The following is a 14,398-nucleotide window of genomic DNA, read 5'->3' on the forward strand; positions in this document are numbered from 1 at the left end:
TCGATCGGCGGGGTCGGGCTCGCCGAACTGGCCAGCAACGTCGGCTGGTGGCTGCACAACTGCATCATCCTGACCTTCATGAACCTGCTGCCGATCTCCAAGCACTTCCACATCATCACCTCCGTCCCCAACGTGTTCTTCAAGAAGCTGGAACCGATGGGCCAGCTCAGCAAGCAGGATCTCGAGAACGCGACGACCTTCGGTACGTCGTACATCAACCAGTTCACCTGGAAGCAGGTGCTCGACATGTACTCGTGCACCGAGTGCGGCCGCTGCTCGTCGGTCTGTCCGGCAACGGCCACGGGCAAGCCGCTCGCGCCCCGCCAGCTCATGCTGAACCTTCGCGATTACCTGTACGCGAACCCGCAGTCGGTGACCGACCCGAACGTCGAAGGTATCGTGACGACCGGAGAACAGACCGGCGTAGGCGAGGTGATCTCCGACGAAGTGCTGTGGTCGTGCGTCACCTGCCGCGCGTGCGAAGAGGCCTGTCCGGTCAACATCGAGTACGTCGACAAGATCGTCGACATGCGCCGCCACCTCGTGCAGGAAGCCGCGCGCTTCCCCGCCGAGCTGACGCGCGTGTTTCAGGGCATGGAGCGCCAGAGCAATCCGTGGGGCATCGGCGCCGACAAGCGTGCGGACTGGGCCGAAGGCATGGACATCCCGACGATCGCCGAGAACCCCGACGCCGAATACCTGTTCTTCGTCGGCTGCGCGGGCTCGTTCGACGATCGCGCCAAGAAGATCACCAAGGCCGTCGCCAAGCTGCTCAAGGCCGCGAACATCTCGTTCGCGATCCTCGGCCGCGACGAGCCGTGCAACGGCGACACCGCGCGCCGCCTCGGTAACGAATACCTGTACCAGTCGATGGCGCAGATGGCGGTCGAGACGCTCGACAGTTTCCACGTGAAGAAAGTGATCACGAGCTGTCCGCACTGCTTCAACACGATCAAGAACGAGTTCCCGCAGTTCGGCGGCGACTACCAGGTAGTGCACGCTACCGAAGTCGTCTCCGACCTGATCACGTCGGGACGCATCGACGTGAGCGGCGGCGCACCGCTCGGTGCCGTCGTCTACCACGACTCGTGCTATCTCGGCCGCTACAACGACCTTTACGATGCGCCGAGGCGGATCCTCGAATCGCTCTCGGGCGTCGATCTGAAGGAGCCCGAGCGCACGAAGAACTTCGGCATGTGCTGCGGCGCCGGCGGCGGCCGCATGTGGGTCGAGGAGCGCCCCGAACAGCGCGTGAACGTGCTGCGCGTCGAGCAGCTCCTGGAGACCGCGCCGAAGACCATCGCTTCGGCGTGCCCGTACTGCATGACGATGCTGTCGGACGGCGTGAAGGCGAAAGAAAAGGAAGAGAGCGTGCGCAATCGCGACGTGCTCGAGCTCGCGGCCGAGGGGCTCAGGGCCTGAGGCCTCGGCGACGCGGCTGACGTTCGTCGCGTTCCCGACGATCCGGATCACACGGTGGCTGCTTGCGGCAGGCTCGTTGACGCTCGGCGCGCGCTCGCGTAGCTTTCGCGCCCGTGGGCAAATCCACACCCTCCAGCGTTGCGATCGTCGGCGGCGGCCCCGGCGGCTCCGCCCTGGCCACGTACCTCGCCCGCGCGGGAGTCCGAGTCGCCCTTTTCACGCAGCCGAAACGCCCCGTGATCGTGATCGGCGAATCGCTGGTGCCCGCCATCGTGCCGATCCTGCGCGACCTCGGCGTCGAATCGGAAGTGGCGAGCTACAGCATCCGCAAGACGGGAGCGACGTTCTGCTTCAACGCCACCGAACGCCTGAACATCCGCTTCGACGACGTTCGCGGCGCGCGCACCGAATACTCGTACAACGTTCCTCGCGACCGCTTCGACGCGACGCTGCTCGATGCGGCCGTCAAGGCGGGTGCGCAGGTCATCGAGCACCCGGCGCACCTCGTGCGCGTGCCGGGCAGCGACCGGCTCGAGCTTGCCGCCGATTCACTCGCGGCGGCATCCGCTGTTTTCGGCGGAGCGCCGCCGGACTTCATCGTCGACGCGGCCGGCAGGAAGCGCATCGGCGCGCGCCTGCTCGATCTCGCGTTCGACGAAGGCCCGCGCAAGGACGTCGCGCTGCATGCCCATCACACCGGAGTCGACGTCGAGATCGAAGGCAACGTCCACACCGACCGGCTCGATTTCGGATGGGCGTGGCGCATTCCGCTGCCGGGCCGCGTGTCGGTCGGCATCGTCGTCGATGGCAGCCGGCTGGCCGGATGCGGCGACACTCTCGAAGAGCAGTACGATACGTTCCTGCGCAAAGACTCGGTGATGTCGCGCTGGATCGCACCGGCGACGCGCGTGACGCCCGTCGTGCGCTACAGCAACTACCAGCTGTCGACCGCGCGCGGGTTCGGCGAGAACTGGGCGCTCGTCGGGGACGCATTCGGGTTCATCGATCCGGTGTTCTCGAGCGGCACGCTGATCGCTTTCGAGAGCGCGCGCGACCTTGCCGGTGCGCTACTGTCCGGCGAAGAGGAATCGCTGCGCGAGTGGGAGAGCGAGATGCACCGGCGCTTTCACGCGTGGCGCCGGGTCGTCGACATCTTCTACAACGGCCGCCTGCTGACGCTGTTCAAGATGGGCGACCACATGCGGCGGACCATTCCCGGCCGCATGATGGACTGGCACTTCCGCAAGCACATGCCGCGCATCTTTACCGGCGAAGGCGTGACCAACGCATACAGCCTCGGGCTGCTCACGTTCATGGCGCAGCATGCGCTGTGGAACAACGATCCCGAGATGCTCAGGATCAGCTAGTCGTTCGGACGAGCCGGCGGACGTTCGGCTCACGCCCCTCGGCGGCAGCGTGAGAGAGCTCGGCGAATCAATCGTCAAGCCCGAGCTTGCGGCGCGTCTCGCGGATGTATTCGGCCGAGCGCCGGCCCATAGGCGTCGCTTCGGCAGGAAACAGCCGCGACCAGAAACGCTCGAACGGTCCGCGGTACCAGTAGTTGCGGAAGTACGTCTTTCGCACCAGGAACTCGACGATCGTGACCGCTCCCATCCACGTCCAGACTCCGTAGCCGGCAAGACGCTCCCACGCCGCCGGCGAAACGGCCCACGGCGCAATCGCCAGCACGACGGCGTTCAGCGCGAAGATCACTCCCCATAGCAACGTCACGCGGCGACAGTACGGGGCGACGAATTCCGGAACGGCCGGCTGGATTGCCCGCGCCGCGCGCAGCACGAGCGGGACGGGTGTCGCAAGGCTCGCGAGAAAGAGCAGCGCGAGATTCGCGTACAGAATGGCGGGCACCCACAGCAGCGGTGTAACCGTGCCGGTGATCACCGCCGACGCGGGCACGGCTGCTGCAGCCGCTCGAAGCGCGCACGAACGTCTTTCCGGAGCCCGCAGCACGGAGAGCCCGCCGGCAACTGCGAAGATCGCCGCAACGATCCGAACGCCGAAATGATCCGCGAGCCGGCGAATCAGAACCGGATAGAGCATCGCGCCGAGCGCGAGCACGGCGAGCAGCGCCGCCTGCACACGATTGTCGACGTTCGCGGCGTAGTCCTTGCGCAGCCGGTGAACGTCGGCATCGGCCGGCTCCGGCGCGCCGCGTTCGTCGTTACTCACGCCGGGTACCCGAGAAGATACGTCACGCGCACCGGCCCCACGCGCCAGCGTCCGGCCGACCACGAGTATCCCGGTACGACAACTTCGCTTGCCAGCGCCCCGAGCTCGCGAACCGAATAGACGCGAAGCCACGAAACCAGCCCGTCCCAGAACACGACCAGTGGCACGATCGGAATCACATACGTAAGCAGCAGCGCCTGCCAGCGCAGCGGCCGCAGCCACGGAGCAACTACGAGCATGAGGAGCGGCGTGACCAGAACTCCGAGCAGCGTCAGCGGGGTACGTTCGACGAATTCGACAATTGCGATCGGACGGCCGGCCGTCGCTGCATCACGGAGAATCTCCCGCGCCGCCGGAGGATCGAAGTGGTGAAACGCGTTGAACATCGTGCGCAGCCCCGGCATCGCCGGTGGAACGCGCGTGGCATCGAGCGGAGCCGGATGCACGCGAAGCACGCCGGGCAGCTCGCTCGCGAGCCGCTCGAGGCGCGCTTCGTCCGGGAAAAGGTCGCTCAGCGTGATCGGCGCCGGCGCGCCGCGAAGGGCGAGAGACTGGCCGACCTCGCACGCGATGCTGCCGCTGCCCGAGCAGAGGTCGAGGATGCTGGTCTCGCCGCTACGGCGCAGCAGCTCGACGAGTGCGGGGACCACGGGCCGCACCTGACGGGTCATCGCGACCACGATGCGCAGGTAACCCGTGATCGCGTTGCGGAGCACGGGCGGGCACCACGGTTGGTCTTCGAACTCGAAAAGCGAAAGCCGCATAGCCCGTCCGCGTCTGTATGCGGCGCGCCGCTCGTTATCGAACCGGCAGGTGCCGGCACGGCGGCGTTTGCGGCGACAACGGTCGAGGACCACTTTGATTCCCGGAGAGGACGCTACCGGGAGAATCGAGATGGCCCGATCACGCCGCGAATTTCTTGCAATGACGGGGTCCGTGGGAATGGCGGCGCTTGCTGCGGGATGGCCGGCGGTCGCCCGCGCCGAAGCGTCGAAGCCGTCCGGCGGCAAGGAGCCGCGCATCTCGGCGCCCGAGGATCTGATGCGCGAGCACGGCGTTCTCGACCGCCTGCTGCTGGTCTACGAGGAAGGTGTCCGCCGTCTTCGCGCAAAACGAGACGTTCCCGGAGAGGCGTTCCAGCGCAGCGCGCAGGTCATCCGCACGTTCATCGAGGACTATCACGAGCAGGTCGAAGAGCAGCTCGTCTTTCCCGAGCTCATGCGCCACGGACGCTTGAAGGAGCTCGTCGACGTGCTCGTTTCGCAGCATGCGGCCGGCCGCCGCCTGACCGATGCGATCCTTCGGACAACGACTTCCGTTGCGTATGCCGAGCCGCGAAGCCGCGCGGAGCTGGCCGCGTCCATCGATGCATTCGTCAGGATGTATCGTCCGCACGAAGCCTTCGAGGAGACGATCGTGTTTCCCGCGATCTACGGCGTCGTTGCGACCCACGATCTTGCCGAGCTCGGCGAAAAAGCCGAGGAGCAGGAAGAGCGCAGGCTCGGGCAAGGCGGGTTCGAACGCACGGTGGCCGAGGTTGCGGCCATCGAGAAGCTCGTCGACCTGGGCGATCTCGCGCGTTTCACACCGAAATGAAGGCGAGCCGAATGCGGCGTGCTATGCTGCGCTGAGAAGAGCGAACGGTCCGGAGGGAACTCCGTGGGGGAGATTCCAAAGACGGAGACGCGACGTCTCCATGAATTCTGGCAATCGCTGATCCGGGACTGGTCCGGAGGCAAGCTCGCGCCCGCCGAGCAGGCGGCCTTTGCCGACGAGGCCGTCGAGCGCGACATCCGGCGGCAGCGCGTTCTGGCGCCGCTCATGCTGCTCGTGCACCTGGTGCACATCGCTCTGTACCAGGTGCCGTCCGCCGCACGCGCTTCGATGAGCGCGCAGGCGTTCAAATGGCATCGCAGCCTCGTCGCGATGCATGCCGCGACGATTCCTCTCGCCATCTTTCTTGCCGCCGTCGCCTGGTGGTGGCCAAGGTCCCGAGGCGCGCGTTCGCTCATCTACGTCGGTGCAGCCGGTTATCTGGTCCACGGAGCGCTGGCGACGGGCATCGACCAGCTCATGTTCACCAACGTTTCTGCGTTCACCGGCTACTGTTTTGCGATTGCGGTGATCTGCGCGTTTCCGCTGAGGGCGGGCCTTTGGGTCTACGGCCTCGGCACGGCAGTCGTCGTCGTGTCGATCTCTCTTCTCCAGGCCGATGCGGCGGTGCGAACCTCCAGCATTCTCAACGTGGCCACCGTCGTCGTCATCAGCCTGGCGCTCAGCTGGTTGCTGTCGATTGCGCGTCAGAGAGACTTCACGCAGCGGCGCACGATCGCGCGCCAGAGAGACGAGCTCGCCGCGCTCAACAGCGATCTCGAACGGCGCGTTGCCGAGCAGGTAGCCGAGATCATCCGGCGCGCGGAGGAAGTCAGCCAGCTCAATGCGCAGCTCCGCTCGCAGATCCGCGCACGCTCGAGCGAGCTCTCGATGGCGCTCGCGCGGCTGGCCAAACTGAAGGAAGGCGACGACAAGCTGCGCGCCGGATCGGTGCTCGGCGACAGGTTCGAGATCGGCGACAAGCTCGGCGCCGGCGCGATGGGCGAAGTGTATGCCGGCCGCGACCGCGCGACCGGCGCGAAGGTCGCGATCAAGGTCATCCATCCGACGACGGCCGTCGAGCTCGATGCGATGCGGCGCTTCGTCGGCGAAGCGGCTATGGTTGCCGCGATCACGCATCCGGCGGTCGTGCGCATGATCCATGTCGACCTGTCGGCCGACGGATTCCTCTATCAGGCGCAGGAGCTGCTCGAGGGCGAGACGCTCGAGGACCAGATGCAGAGCGGGCCGTGGCCGCAGGCTCGCGTGGCCCGTTTCGGCGAGGTGCTCTGCGACGCCCTCGCAGCCGCCCATGTTCACGGCGTGATCCATCGCGACGTCAAGCCCGCCAACGTGATGCTGATCGACAAGCCGCCGGGGCTCAAGCTTCTCGACTTCGGGCTGGCCAAGCTGTTCGACGACGTTTCCGCCGATGCGATCACGCGCACGAGCACCGGGCTCGTCGTCGGGACGCCGGCTTACATGGCGCCCGAACAGGTGATGGCACAGGACGTCACCGGCAAAGCCGACGTGTATTCCAGCGGCCTCTTGCTGTTCCAGCTTCTTGCCGGACGGCTCGTATTCGAGGTCGACGGCGCGAGTCGCGTGATGATGAGCCACGTCGCAGTCGCGCCGCCCGACGTCCGAAGCGTTGCAAGCGGAGTATCCGAAGAGCTCGCGCGACTGATCGCGGACTGTCTCGCGAAAGATCCGGCAAAGCGGCCGACTGCAGCCGAAGCGAGCCTGCGGCTTCGCAACTTTGCCGACGCCGAGTCTGCGCCGGCGCTCGAGGACATGCTCCGCGCCCCTGCGTCGAGCACGATCCTTCGCCGCTTTCGCTGACGCCGCACACACCCACATTCCCTCGATCATGACCCCACTGCGCGAGTGATCGGCGCCGCAGGCGGGTTTTGTCTACCGCAGCCGCGTTTTGCGTGTTAGCCGGGATCATGCCCGTGACGAATGCGGCAGCCACCATCGAGACACGTGGCAGTTCGCAGTCGCTCCCGGGCGGAGTCTTCGATGGCGTTTCCAAAAGAAGCCAGCAGGTCAACCACGCGCCGCGCACGCACTCCACGCGCGACCGCATCGCCTGCGGCGAGGGTCCTGCGCTGCCGCCGCAAGTTCCTGCGCTTTTTCCGCGGCGGCTTCCGCGACGAGACGTACATCGACTGGGAGCGCGACTACAAATGGCAGGCGCATCTGCGATGGAACGAGCTGCTCGAGCGCGGCCAGTGGCGCGCGATGCTTGCCGCCGGGAAGTTCGCAGAGGTTGCTGCGACAGCGGTACGGATCGAGTCGCGAACCAATCTTCTGTTCTCGTTCGAAAAAATGGCTCTGCGCGACGCGGTTGCGTCGCCGGCCGGAGCGAAGACGTTCGCGACCGGCCTTTACGACTTCTGCCACGGCGGCGGAAACCCCGAGCGCCGGTTCGAACGCTGGTGCGAAGCGGTGGCCGCCCTTCCGCGCAGGCAGACACGCGTGCTGACCTGGCCGATCGTCACGGTGTTCGGTTTTATCGCTCTGCCGGACGAGCACGTCTTTCTGAAGCCCACGGTGACAAAACTGGCTGCGGCCGCCTACGGCTTCGACTTCCGCTACACGTCGCGACCGTCATGGGAGACGTACGCGAGTCTGCTCGACTTCGCAGCGACCGTGCGGCGCGACCTGCGCGACATGCGCCCCCGCGACATGATCGACATCCAGTCGTTCCTCTGGGTGCAGGGCTCCGACGAGTACGAGGAGTAGCTGTCCGGCATCTCCGAGTGGTCCGTTTTGATGGTGACTGCACGCGACAAGTCCTGTTTCGCGATCGGCTGCGCCGGCTGGTCGATTCGCGGTGAGCACGCGACGCTGTTTCCCGGCGAGGATTCCCACCTCGCCCGTTACGCGCGCCGGCTTCACGCCGTAGAGCTGAATTCGTCGTTCTACCGTCCGCACCGCCGCTCGACGTATGAGCGCTGGGCGGCATCGGTGCCGGAAAATTTCAAGTTCGCGGTCAAGGCGCCGAAGGAGATCACTCACGACCTGCGATTCATGAATGCGGTAGTCCCGCTCGAGCTGTTCCTCGAACAAATCTCCGGGCTTGGCGACCGTCTTGGACCGATTCTGCTGCAGCTGCCTCCGACGATGGAGTACTGCCGCGCCATTTCCGGACGGTTCTTCGAGGTCCTGCGCGGTCGTTTCGATGGCGCCGTCGTTCTCGAGCCGAGGCACGTGAGCTGGTTCTCGGATGCTGCCGAGCGGCAGCTCGAGTCGTTTCGTATCGCGCGTGCAGCCGTGGACCCATGCGTCGCGCCGTCCGCCGCCGAGCCGGGCGGCTGGAAGAATCTTGCGTACTACCGCCTTCACGGCTCCCCGTTGATGTACGAATCGGCCTACGGCGCCGAACGTCTCGAGGGCATCGCCAGGCGGCTCTGCGACTGCGCGCGATCGGCCGCCACCTGGTGCGTGTTCGACAATACCAAGTACGGCGCCGCCGCGCTCGATGCGCTGGCGCTTTGCGACGAGCACGTACCGCGCGCACTCGAAGCTGTCGAAATGTCGTCTGCCGCCGTCCGTTCGGCCGGGCGGGGCGGGTGAGACGGTTCAAGAGGAGAGGGGCGAAGGAGACAGAAACATGGCAAGAGGCTCGAAGAAAAAATACACCGACAAACAGAAACGACAGGCCGAACACATCGCGGAAAGCTACGCGAAGCGCGGCAAGAGCAAGAAGACCGCGAAGAGCCGGGCATGGGCCACGGTCAACGCGATGGGCGGCGGCGGCAAGAAGTCCGGTTCGGGTCGCGGCAAGAAGGTGAACAAGGCACCCGCAAAAAAGGGTGGCAGGATAGGTGGCAAGAAAGCCGGCAAGAAAGCCGCCAAAAAGCGCAGCACGAAGAAGAGCGCATCGAAGAAGACCACGCGCAAGAAGACGTCAAAGAAGCGAACCACGAAGAAGCGCAGCGCGAAGAAGCGCAGCACGAAGAAAAGCTGACTCAGTGCTCCAGCCGGTCGAGCTTCTTCTGAAGTGTCGACATCGTGCAGCGGCGCCGCCGCAGGTCCGCCCACGGATCGGCGCCGCGGCGCTGGAGTGCGTTGCGGATCGTGTAGGAGCGCGCGTCGAATTTCTTCTGCGCGAGCTCTTTCCAGTCGATCGGCATCGAAACCGGCGCGCCGGGGACGGCGCGCACCGAATACGCGGCCACCGCCGTCTGCGCATACGCATTGCGTGCGATGTCCAGGTAGACGCGCCCGCGGCGCTTGTCGATGCGGTGTTCGGTCGTCAGCTCGTCGGGATGCCGCGCAGCCAGCACGGCCATGAGTCTGGTCGCGACCGCGCGCACGGTATCAAAGCTTTCCTTGCCGGCCAGCGGCACGACGACGTGCAGGCCCTTGGAGCCGGTGGTCTTGAGAAACGCCGGCATGGAAAGCTCGTCGAGCAGTGCGCGGCACTGGAGCGCGGCCGATCTTGCCTGGTCGAATTTTCCGGCGGGCGGATCGAGGTCGACGATGAACAGGTCGGGGCAATCGATGCGGTCCGCGCAGCTCAGCCACGGATGCAGCGTGATCGCCGCCTGGTTGGCCAGGTAGACGAGCGTCGCGACGTCGTCGCAGACCACGAGATCCTGCGATCCGCCCTGCTTGCGCACGCGAACGGTGCGGATCCAGTCGGGAAAGTAGGCCCCGGTCTGCTTCTGGTAGAAGCCGGATGCGCCGATGCCGTTCGGAAAACGCTCGAGGACGAGCGGGCGGCCTTTGAGAAACGGAAGGATCCGGTCGGCGACGTTTTCGTAATAGGCGATGATGTCGCCTTTGGTGATCCCGTCGTCGGGAAACAGGACCTTGTTCTCGTTCGAGAGCTCGACGGTGCGTCGCCCGAGCTTTTTCGTGGTCATCGCGATGAACCAGCCATCTCGCGCGACCGGCCGTCAGAGCGGCGGCTTTCGGCCCACGTACTCGCAGAACGCTCCGGGAACGACCACTTTGGAACGCGCCTGGAGGAAGCCGACGTCGCGCATGGTCTCGACGATCGTCGCCGGCGGCACGCACTTCTCGACGGTGTCCCAGTAGAAATCCATCAGCACCTTGGCTTCCGGGTCGCGCGTGGTCAGCAGCGTGAGCCCCGGAATCATCCGCTTCCAGACGAAGCGCGTAATGCTGTGACCGATGCGCGATTCGGGCACGTGGCTCTCGAGGATCCAGACCGTACCACCCGGCTTGAGGACGCGGAAGTATTCGCTGAACGCGGCGCGCAGGTCGGCTACGTGCCGCAGCGCGATTCCCATCGTCACGAAATCGAAGCTGTCGGTGCGAAACGGAAGCTGCTCGGCGATGCCGCGGCTGAGCGGTCCATGAAAATGCTTGCGCGCCTCCGCGAGCATTCCGGGGCTCGGATCGCACCCGATCACCAGGCCTTCCGGGCCGACCAACTGGACCGCGCCGCGTGAGACGGCTGCGGTGCCGATTGCGACATCGAGCACTTTCATGCCGCGCTTGAGACCGTTGAACTTGAGCGACAGGCGCCGGTACAGAAGCCCGCCGTTCAGGAAGATGCCTTCGATCGTGTTGTAGTGCTTCGCCGTCCGGTTGAACAGATCGATGACGTACGGATGCCGGTTCTGGTCGGTTCCGTAGTACTCGCGAAGCGGCGTATGCGGCGGGACGATGCCCGGCTGTTCCTGCGGCTGCGTGCGGTTCGTCACGGGCGTCTCCTTTTGCCGGCTGCGCGAGCGGGCGGCGGGATCATGTTCGTACACGACAGCGGCTTTCAACTGGATGGCGCTGTCCGCCGCCGCACGGCTTCAAATGGTACCCGCGCGGGTGTGGCAGGCGGCTCTCCTCGCAGGCTCACTGCCGGGCTATAACCGTCCGATGAACACACTGCCTACTCCGGAATCGAGACTCGCCGCCCTCGGGGTCGATCTGCCGCGCCTGTTTCCGCCCGCCGGGACCTATGTGAATGCGGTTCGAAGCGGCTCGCTGGTCTTCCTGGCCGGCCACATTCCGTATCACCCCGACGGCAGCGTCGCATTCGGCAAGCTCGGTCTCGACGTCGATGTCGAAACCGGTTACGCGGCGGCTCGCGGAGCGGCGCTCGCGATGCTCGTCACCATTCGCGAAACGCTCGGGACGCTCGACCTTGTGGGCCGCATCGTGCGCGTGAGCGGCCTCGTCAATGCCGCGCCGGACTTCACGCAGCACACGCGGGTCATCGACGGAGCATCCGACGTGCTCGTCGAAGTCTTCGGCGAGGCGGGGCGGCACGCGCGCCTCGCGGTCGGGGTCTCGTCGCTGCCGGCAAACATCTGCCTCGAGGTCGATGCGATCGTCGAGGTCAAAGATGGCGACGCGACCGCCCGCAGGGCGTGACTGCGCGCTGCCGATCAAAGCAGGTCGTGTACGCCGCGAACAGGTGTGTACGGCGGGACTGCGTCGTGCGCCGGACTGCTAGACACTTTTCGGCGCCTCGCGCCGTACGCTCGACGCCTTCTTGTCCGCGCGAAGCCCGAGGAAACGCGGATGGCGAAGCTTGCCGTCGCGAGTCCACTCGGTAAATCCGAATTCGCCGACGAGCTCCGGCGAGACCCAGTGCGCGCGCGGTTCGCGCGGAACCTCGTCGAACGGACAGGTGCTGCGTGACAGGCGGCGGAATTTCGCCGTGAGCCTGGCGAGCGTCTCGTGGTCGAAGCCGGTGCCGACCTTGCCGGCATAGCGAAGCGCGCCGCGCTCGTAGTAGCCGACCAGCAGCGCGCCGAACCCTTCGCGCGACCCCTGCGGATCGGTGTAGCCCGCGATCACCAGCTCCTGGCCGGCGACGCACTTGAACTTGAGCCAGCAGCGCGAGCGCTTGTGCACGTACGGCGCGTCGGCCTTCTTCGCGATCAGCCCTTCCCAGCCCTCGCGGCACGCCTCGGCGAGAAAACGCTCGCCGTGCTGCGCACGATGTTCCGTATAACGAACCGGATCGCGGTAACGCAACATCCGTCGCAGCAGATCCTTGCGTGCGAGCTGCGACAGCGCAGTGGTGCGCCAGCCGTCGACATGGAGCACGTCGAACAGATAGAGGTACACCGGCGTGGCGGCGACGAGCCTGCTGTCCGGATCGCGTACGCCGACGCGGCGCTGCAGCTGCGAGAAGCTCGTCTGCTTTCCGTCGAAGGCGACGACCTCGCCGTCGACGATGAAGTCGTCGCAGCGCTCGCGAGCCAGGGCGTGAACGAGCTCGGGATAGGCAGCGCCGATCTCCAGGCCATTGCGCGACAACAGGCGCACGTGGTTGCTGCGGCGCAGTGCCACGCAGCGCACGCCGTCGAGCTTGCGCTCGAAGATCCATCCCGGGTCGGAAAAATGTTTCGCGGTCAGCGTCGCGAGCATCGGTGCGAGCCGGCGCGGCTGCGATTGGCGGCGAAGTCTGCTGCGCTCGGCGGCCGGCACCGCGCGCAGCAGCGGGCTGTCTATTTCGACGACCACACTTTCTTCGGCGAACGCGCGACGTCTTCGATGGTCCGTCCGGAAATCACGCTCTCGGTGCGCTCGCTGACCGGATCGTCCTCCGGGTTCGCAGCCTTGTCTTTCATCTTGATGAGCAGCCAGTTCTTTTCGTTCTCGCCCATGCGGCTGTGAACGAGCGCGAAACCGCCGCGGATCTTTTTTCCTTCGAGCCAGACTTCGATGGTTCCCCGCCGGTAACTGTCGGCAAGCGAAGCTTCCTTGCCGCCGACCTCCTTCAGGTTGCGGTACGGCCCGGCGTCCCAGACGATCACGGTACCGCCGCCGTATTCGTCCTCGGGGATGATTCCTTCGAAGTCGGCGTAATCCATCGGATGATCCTCGGTTTCGACCGCGAGACGCTTGTCGGCCGGATCCATCGACGGACCTTTCGGAACCGCCCACGATTTGAGCACGCCGTCGACCTCCAGCCGGAAGTCGTAATGCAGCCGGCTCGCGGCATGTTTCTGGATCACGAAGAACGGATTGTCGTTCTTCTTCCAGCGGCTGGGCGAGGTTCCCTGCGGTTCGGGCGTTTTGCCGAAATCGCGCTTGCTGCGGTAGACGGCGAGCTTGTCGCCGGATCGCGTGCGCGCGACGGCCGGCTTCGTCGAGCGTGCGACTGCGGGCTTCGTCGTGCGCGCGACGGCTGGCTTCTTCGTGGGGGCGACGGCCGTCTTCTTCGTGCGCGTGACGGCGGCCTTCTTCGTGCGCGGAGCCGGTGTGTCGGCGGCTGCGCGCTTGACCGTCGTTGCTTTGCTTGCCGTTGAGCTCTTTGCATCGCGCGTTGCACGTTTCGCACTTTGCGACGATGCAGCTTTCTGCCTGGTGCTTGCCATTGCTCGATCTCCGTTGCGCGCTCTGTTCCGCCCGCCGCGCATCCGCGCACGGCTTGGATTTCCATCGTGGCCGCAGGTTGGACGCATGCGCCATTGTTCCCGTCATTTTTTATCCCGAGACGAGTCGCCGGTTTGATCTCCCTCATGCGGATGCACGCGCGCAAGCTCTACGGGGTAAATCGGTTCGCGCCCGTAGTTCGAATGGCTCGGACATGCCAACGTCCGATGAGAGGCCGAAATTCCCGAACCTCAAGGAGTGCCCCATGCCAAGTCAGACCGATGCCATTTCAATGTTGAAAGCGGATCACGAAAAGGTGCGCGGGCTATTGTCGCAGCTCGAAAACTCGAGCGAGCGCTCCTCGCAGAAGCGGGAGGCTTTGCTGCACAAGATTGCCGCTGAGCTCGAGATCCATACCACGATCGAGGAAGAAATTTTTTATCCGGCGTATCGCGACGCCGTCAAAAAGAAGGAAGACCGCAAGCTCTACCAGGAAGCTCTCGAGGAACACCACGTCGTGGACCTCGTGATGCCCGAGATCGAAGAGACCGACCCCGGAACCGAAGTCTTCTCCGCCAAGGCCAAAGTTCTCAAGGAAGTGATCGAGCACCACGCCGACGAGGAAGAGAAGGAAATGTTTTCGCGTGCGCGCAAGGTCTTCGAGAAGGACGAGCTGCGCGAGCTCGCCGAGAGGATGGAAGCGCGCAAGGCCGAGCTTCAGGGAATGAAGGCCGACGAGGGCAGCAGCGAGGAAGACGAAGAGGACGAAGACCTCGACGAAGAGGACATGGAAGACGAAGACGAGGATGAAGACGAGCAGTAAGGCAGCGCGCCGACGACGGAAGAAACCCGGCAACCCGATGACGGTGGCTTCGAGCCTGTGAGAACC

At 65.3% G+C, this 14,398-nt stretch carries 15 protein-coding genes; 9 read left to right on the forward strand and 6 right to left on the reverse strand.

Annotation, left to right across the window (positions count from 1 at the left end; genetic code table 11):
• Both VN634_05275 and VN634_05280 read left to right on the forward strand, forming a co-directional pair.
• On the forward strand, nt 1-1,422 hold a 1,422-nt coding region (locus VN634_05275; GenBank protein ID HXC50276.1), incomplete at its 5' end, for a (Fe-S)-binding protein.
• A 113-nt stretch (nt 1,423-1,535) separates the two neighbouring features.
• Complete coding sequence (locus VN634_05280; GenBank protein HXC50277.1) at nt 1,536-2,789, forward strand: NAD(P)/FAD-dependent oxidoreductase; 1,254 nt, start codon at nt 1,536-1,538, stop codon at nt 2,787-2,789.
• A 67-nt stretch (nt 2,790-2,856) separates the two neighbouring features.
• On the opposite strand, the gene VN634_05285 is transcribed toward VN634_05280, so the two are convergent.
• Nucleotides 2,857-3,609 (reverse strand): hypothetical protein, encoded by a 753-nt coding sequence (locus tag VN634_05285; GenBank protein ID HXC50278.1) that lies wholly within the window; start codon nt 3,607-3,609, stop codon nt 2,857-2,859.
• Nucleotides 3,606-4,373, reverse strand: coding sequence for a hypothetical protein (locus tag VN634_05290; protein HXC50279.1), 768 nt, complete (start codon nt 4,371-4,373; stop codon nt 3,606-3,608). The genes VN634_05285 and VN634_05290 overlap by 4 nt, the downstream gene beginning before the upstream one ends.
• Before the next feature lie 160 nt (nt 4,374-4,533).
• Here VN634_05290 and VN634_05295 point away from each other — a divergent pair, with 160 nt between their 5' ends.
• The 5 genes from VN634_05295 (at nt 4,534) to VN634_05315 (ending at nt 9,178) form a co-directional block, all read left to right on the forward strand.
• A complete protein-coding gene (locus tag VN634_05295; GenBank protein HXC50280.1) occupies nt 4,534-5,205 on the forward strand; it encodes a hemerythrin domain-containing protein in 672 nt (223 codons plus the stop codon).
• Between the two features lie 63 nt (nt 5,206-5,268).
• Entirely contained in the window at nt 5,269-7,044 is a 1,776-nt protein-coding gene (locus VN634_05300) for a protein kinase (GenBank protein ID HXC50281.1), read from the forward strand.
• 180 nt (nt 7,045-7,224) lie between these two features.
• Nucleotides 7,225-7,950 (forward strand): hypothetical protein, encoded by a 726-nt coding sequence (locus VN634_05305; GenBank protein HXC50282.1) that lies wholly within the window; start codon nt 7,225-7,227, stop codon nt 7,948-7,950.
• A gap of 30 nt (nt 7,951-7,980) precedes the next feature.
• Nucleotides 7,981-8,784, forward strand: a complete 804-nt coding sequence (locus VN634_05310) for a DUF72 domain-containing protein (GenBank protein HXC50283.1) — start codon at nt 7,981-7,983, stop codon at nt 8,782-8,784.
• Nucleotides 8,785-8,821: 37 nt separating this feature from the next.
• On the forward strand, nt 8,822-9,178 hold the full coding sequence (locus VN634_05315; GenBank protein HXC50284.1) for a hypothetical protein: 357 nt from the start codon (nt 8,822-8,824) through the stop codon (nt 9,176-9,178).
• Between the two features lies 1 nt (nt 9,179).
• On the opposite strand, the gene ligD (VN634_05320) is transcribed toward VN634_05315, so the two are convergent.
• A complete protein-coding gene (ligD, locus tag VN634_05320; protein HXC50285.1) occupies nt 9,180-10,079 on the reverse strand; it encodes a non-homologous end-joining DNA ligase in 900 nt (299 codons plus the stop codon).
• Between the two features lie 33 nt (nt 10,080-10,112).
• Nucleotides 10,113-10,886, reverse strand: coding sequence for a class I SAM-dependent methyltransferase (locus VN634_05325; GenBank protein ID HXC50286.1), 774 nt, complete (start codon nt 10,884-10,886; stop codon nt 10,113-10,115).
• Between the two features lie 169 nt (nt 10,887-11,055).
• Here VN634_05325 and VN634_05330 point away from each other — a divergent pair, with 169 nt between their 5' ends.
• Entirely contained in the window at nt 11,056-11,553 is a 498-nt protein-coding gene (locus tag VN634_05330) for a RidA family protein (protein HXC50287.1), read from the forward strand.
• A gap of 78 nt (nt 11,554-11,631) precedes the next feature.
• On the opposite strand, the gene ligD (VN634_05335) is transcribed toward VN634_05330, so the two are convergent.
• Nucleotides 11,632-12,654 (reverse strand): non-homologous end-joining DNA ligase, encoded by a 1,023-nt coding sequence (ligD, locus tag VN634_05335; protein ID HXC50288.1) that lies wholly within the window; start codon nt 12,652-12,654, stop codon nt 11,632-11,634.
• Complete coding sequence (locus tag VN634_05340) at nt 12,639-13,511, reverse strand: DNA polymerase ligase N-terminal domain-containing protein (GenBank protein HXC50289.1); 873 nt, start codon at nt 13,509-13,511, stop codon at nt 12,639-12,641. Before VN634_05340 ends, ligD (VN634_05335) begins: the two co-directional genes overlap by 16 nt.
• Before the next feature lie 263 nt (nt 13,512-13,774).
• Between VN634_05340 and VN634_05345 the strand changes: the two genes are divergently transcribed.
• Entirely contained in the window at nt 13,775-14,332 is a 558-nt protein-coding gene (locus tag VN634_05345) for a hemerythrin domain-containing protein (protein ID HXC50290.1), read from the forward strand.
• Nucleotides 14,333-14,398: the final 66 nt, after the last annotated feature.

This window comes from Candidatus Limnocylindrales bacterium, from assembly GCA_035571835.1.
In the GTDB taxonomy this organism is placed as follows: domain Bacteria; phylum Desulfobacterota; class Binatia; order UBA1149; family CAITLU01; genus DATNBU01.

Excerpts from the sequence above, each read along its gene's own strand:
- VN634_05290 (HXC50279.1), bottom strand. The coding sequence starts at position 4,373 with ATGCGGCTTTCGCTTTTCGAGTTCGAAGACCAACCGTGGTGCCCGCCC.
- VN634_05295 (HXC50280.1), top strand. The coding sequence starts at position 4,534 with ATGACGGGGTCCGTGGGAATGGCGGCGCTTGCTGCGGGATGGCCGGCG.
- VN634_05305 (HXC50282.1), top strand. The coding sequence starts at position 7,225 with ATGGCGTTTCCAAAAGAAGCCAGCAGGTCAACCACGCGCCGCGCACGC.
- VN634_05310 (HXC50283.1), top strand. The coding sequence starts at position 7,981 with ATGGTGACTGCACGCGACAAGTCCTGTTTCGCGATCGGCTGCGCCGGC.
- VN634_05315 (HXC50284.1), top strand. The coding sequence starts at position 8,822 with ATGGCAAGAGGCTCGAAGAAAAAATACACCGACAAACAGAAACGACAG.
- ligD (HXC50285.1), bottom strand. The coding sequence starts at position 10,079 with ATGACCACGAAAAAGCTCGGGCGACGCACCGTCGAGCTCTCGAACGAG.
- VN634_05330 (HXC50287.1), top strand. The coding sequence starts at position 11,056 with ATGAACACACTGCCTACTCCGGAATCGAGACTCGCCGCCCTCGGGGTC.
- VN634_05340 (HXC50289.1), bottom strand. The coding sequence starts at position 13,511 with ATGGCAAGCACCAGGCAGAAAGCTGCATCGTCGCAAAGTGCGAAACGT.
- VN634_05345 (HXC50290.1), top strand. The coding sequence starts at position 13,775 with ATGCCAAGTCAGACCGATGCCATTTCAATGTTGAAAGCGGATCACGAA.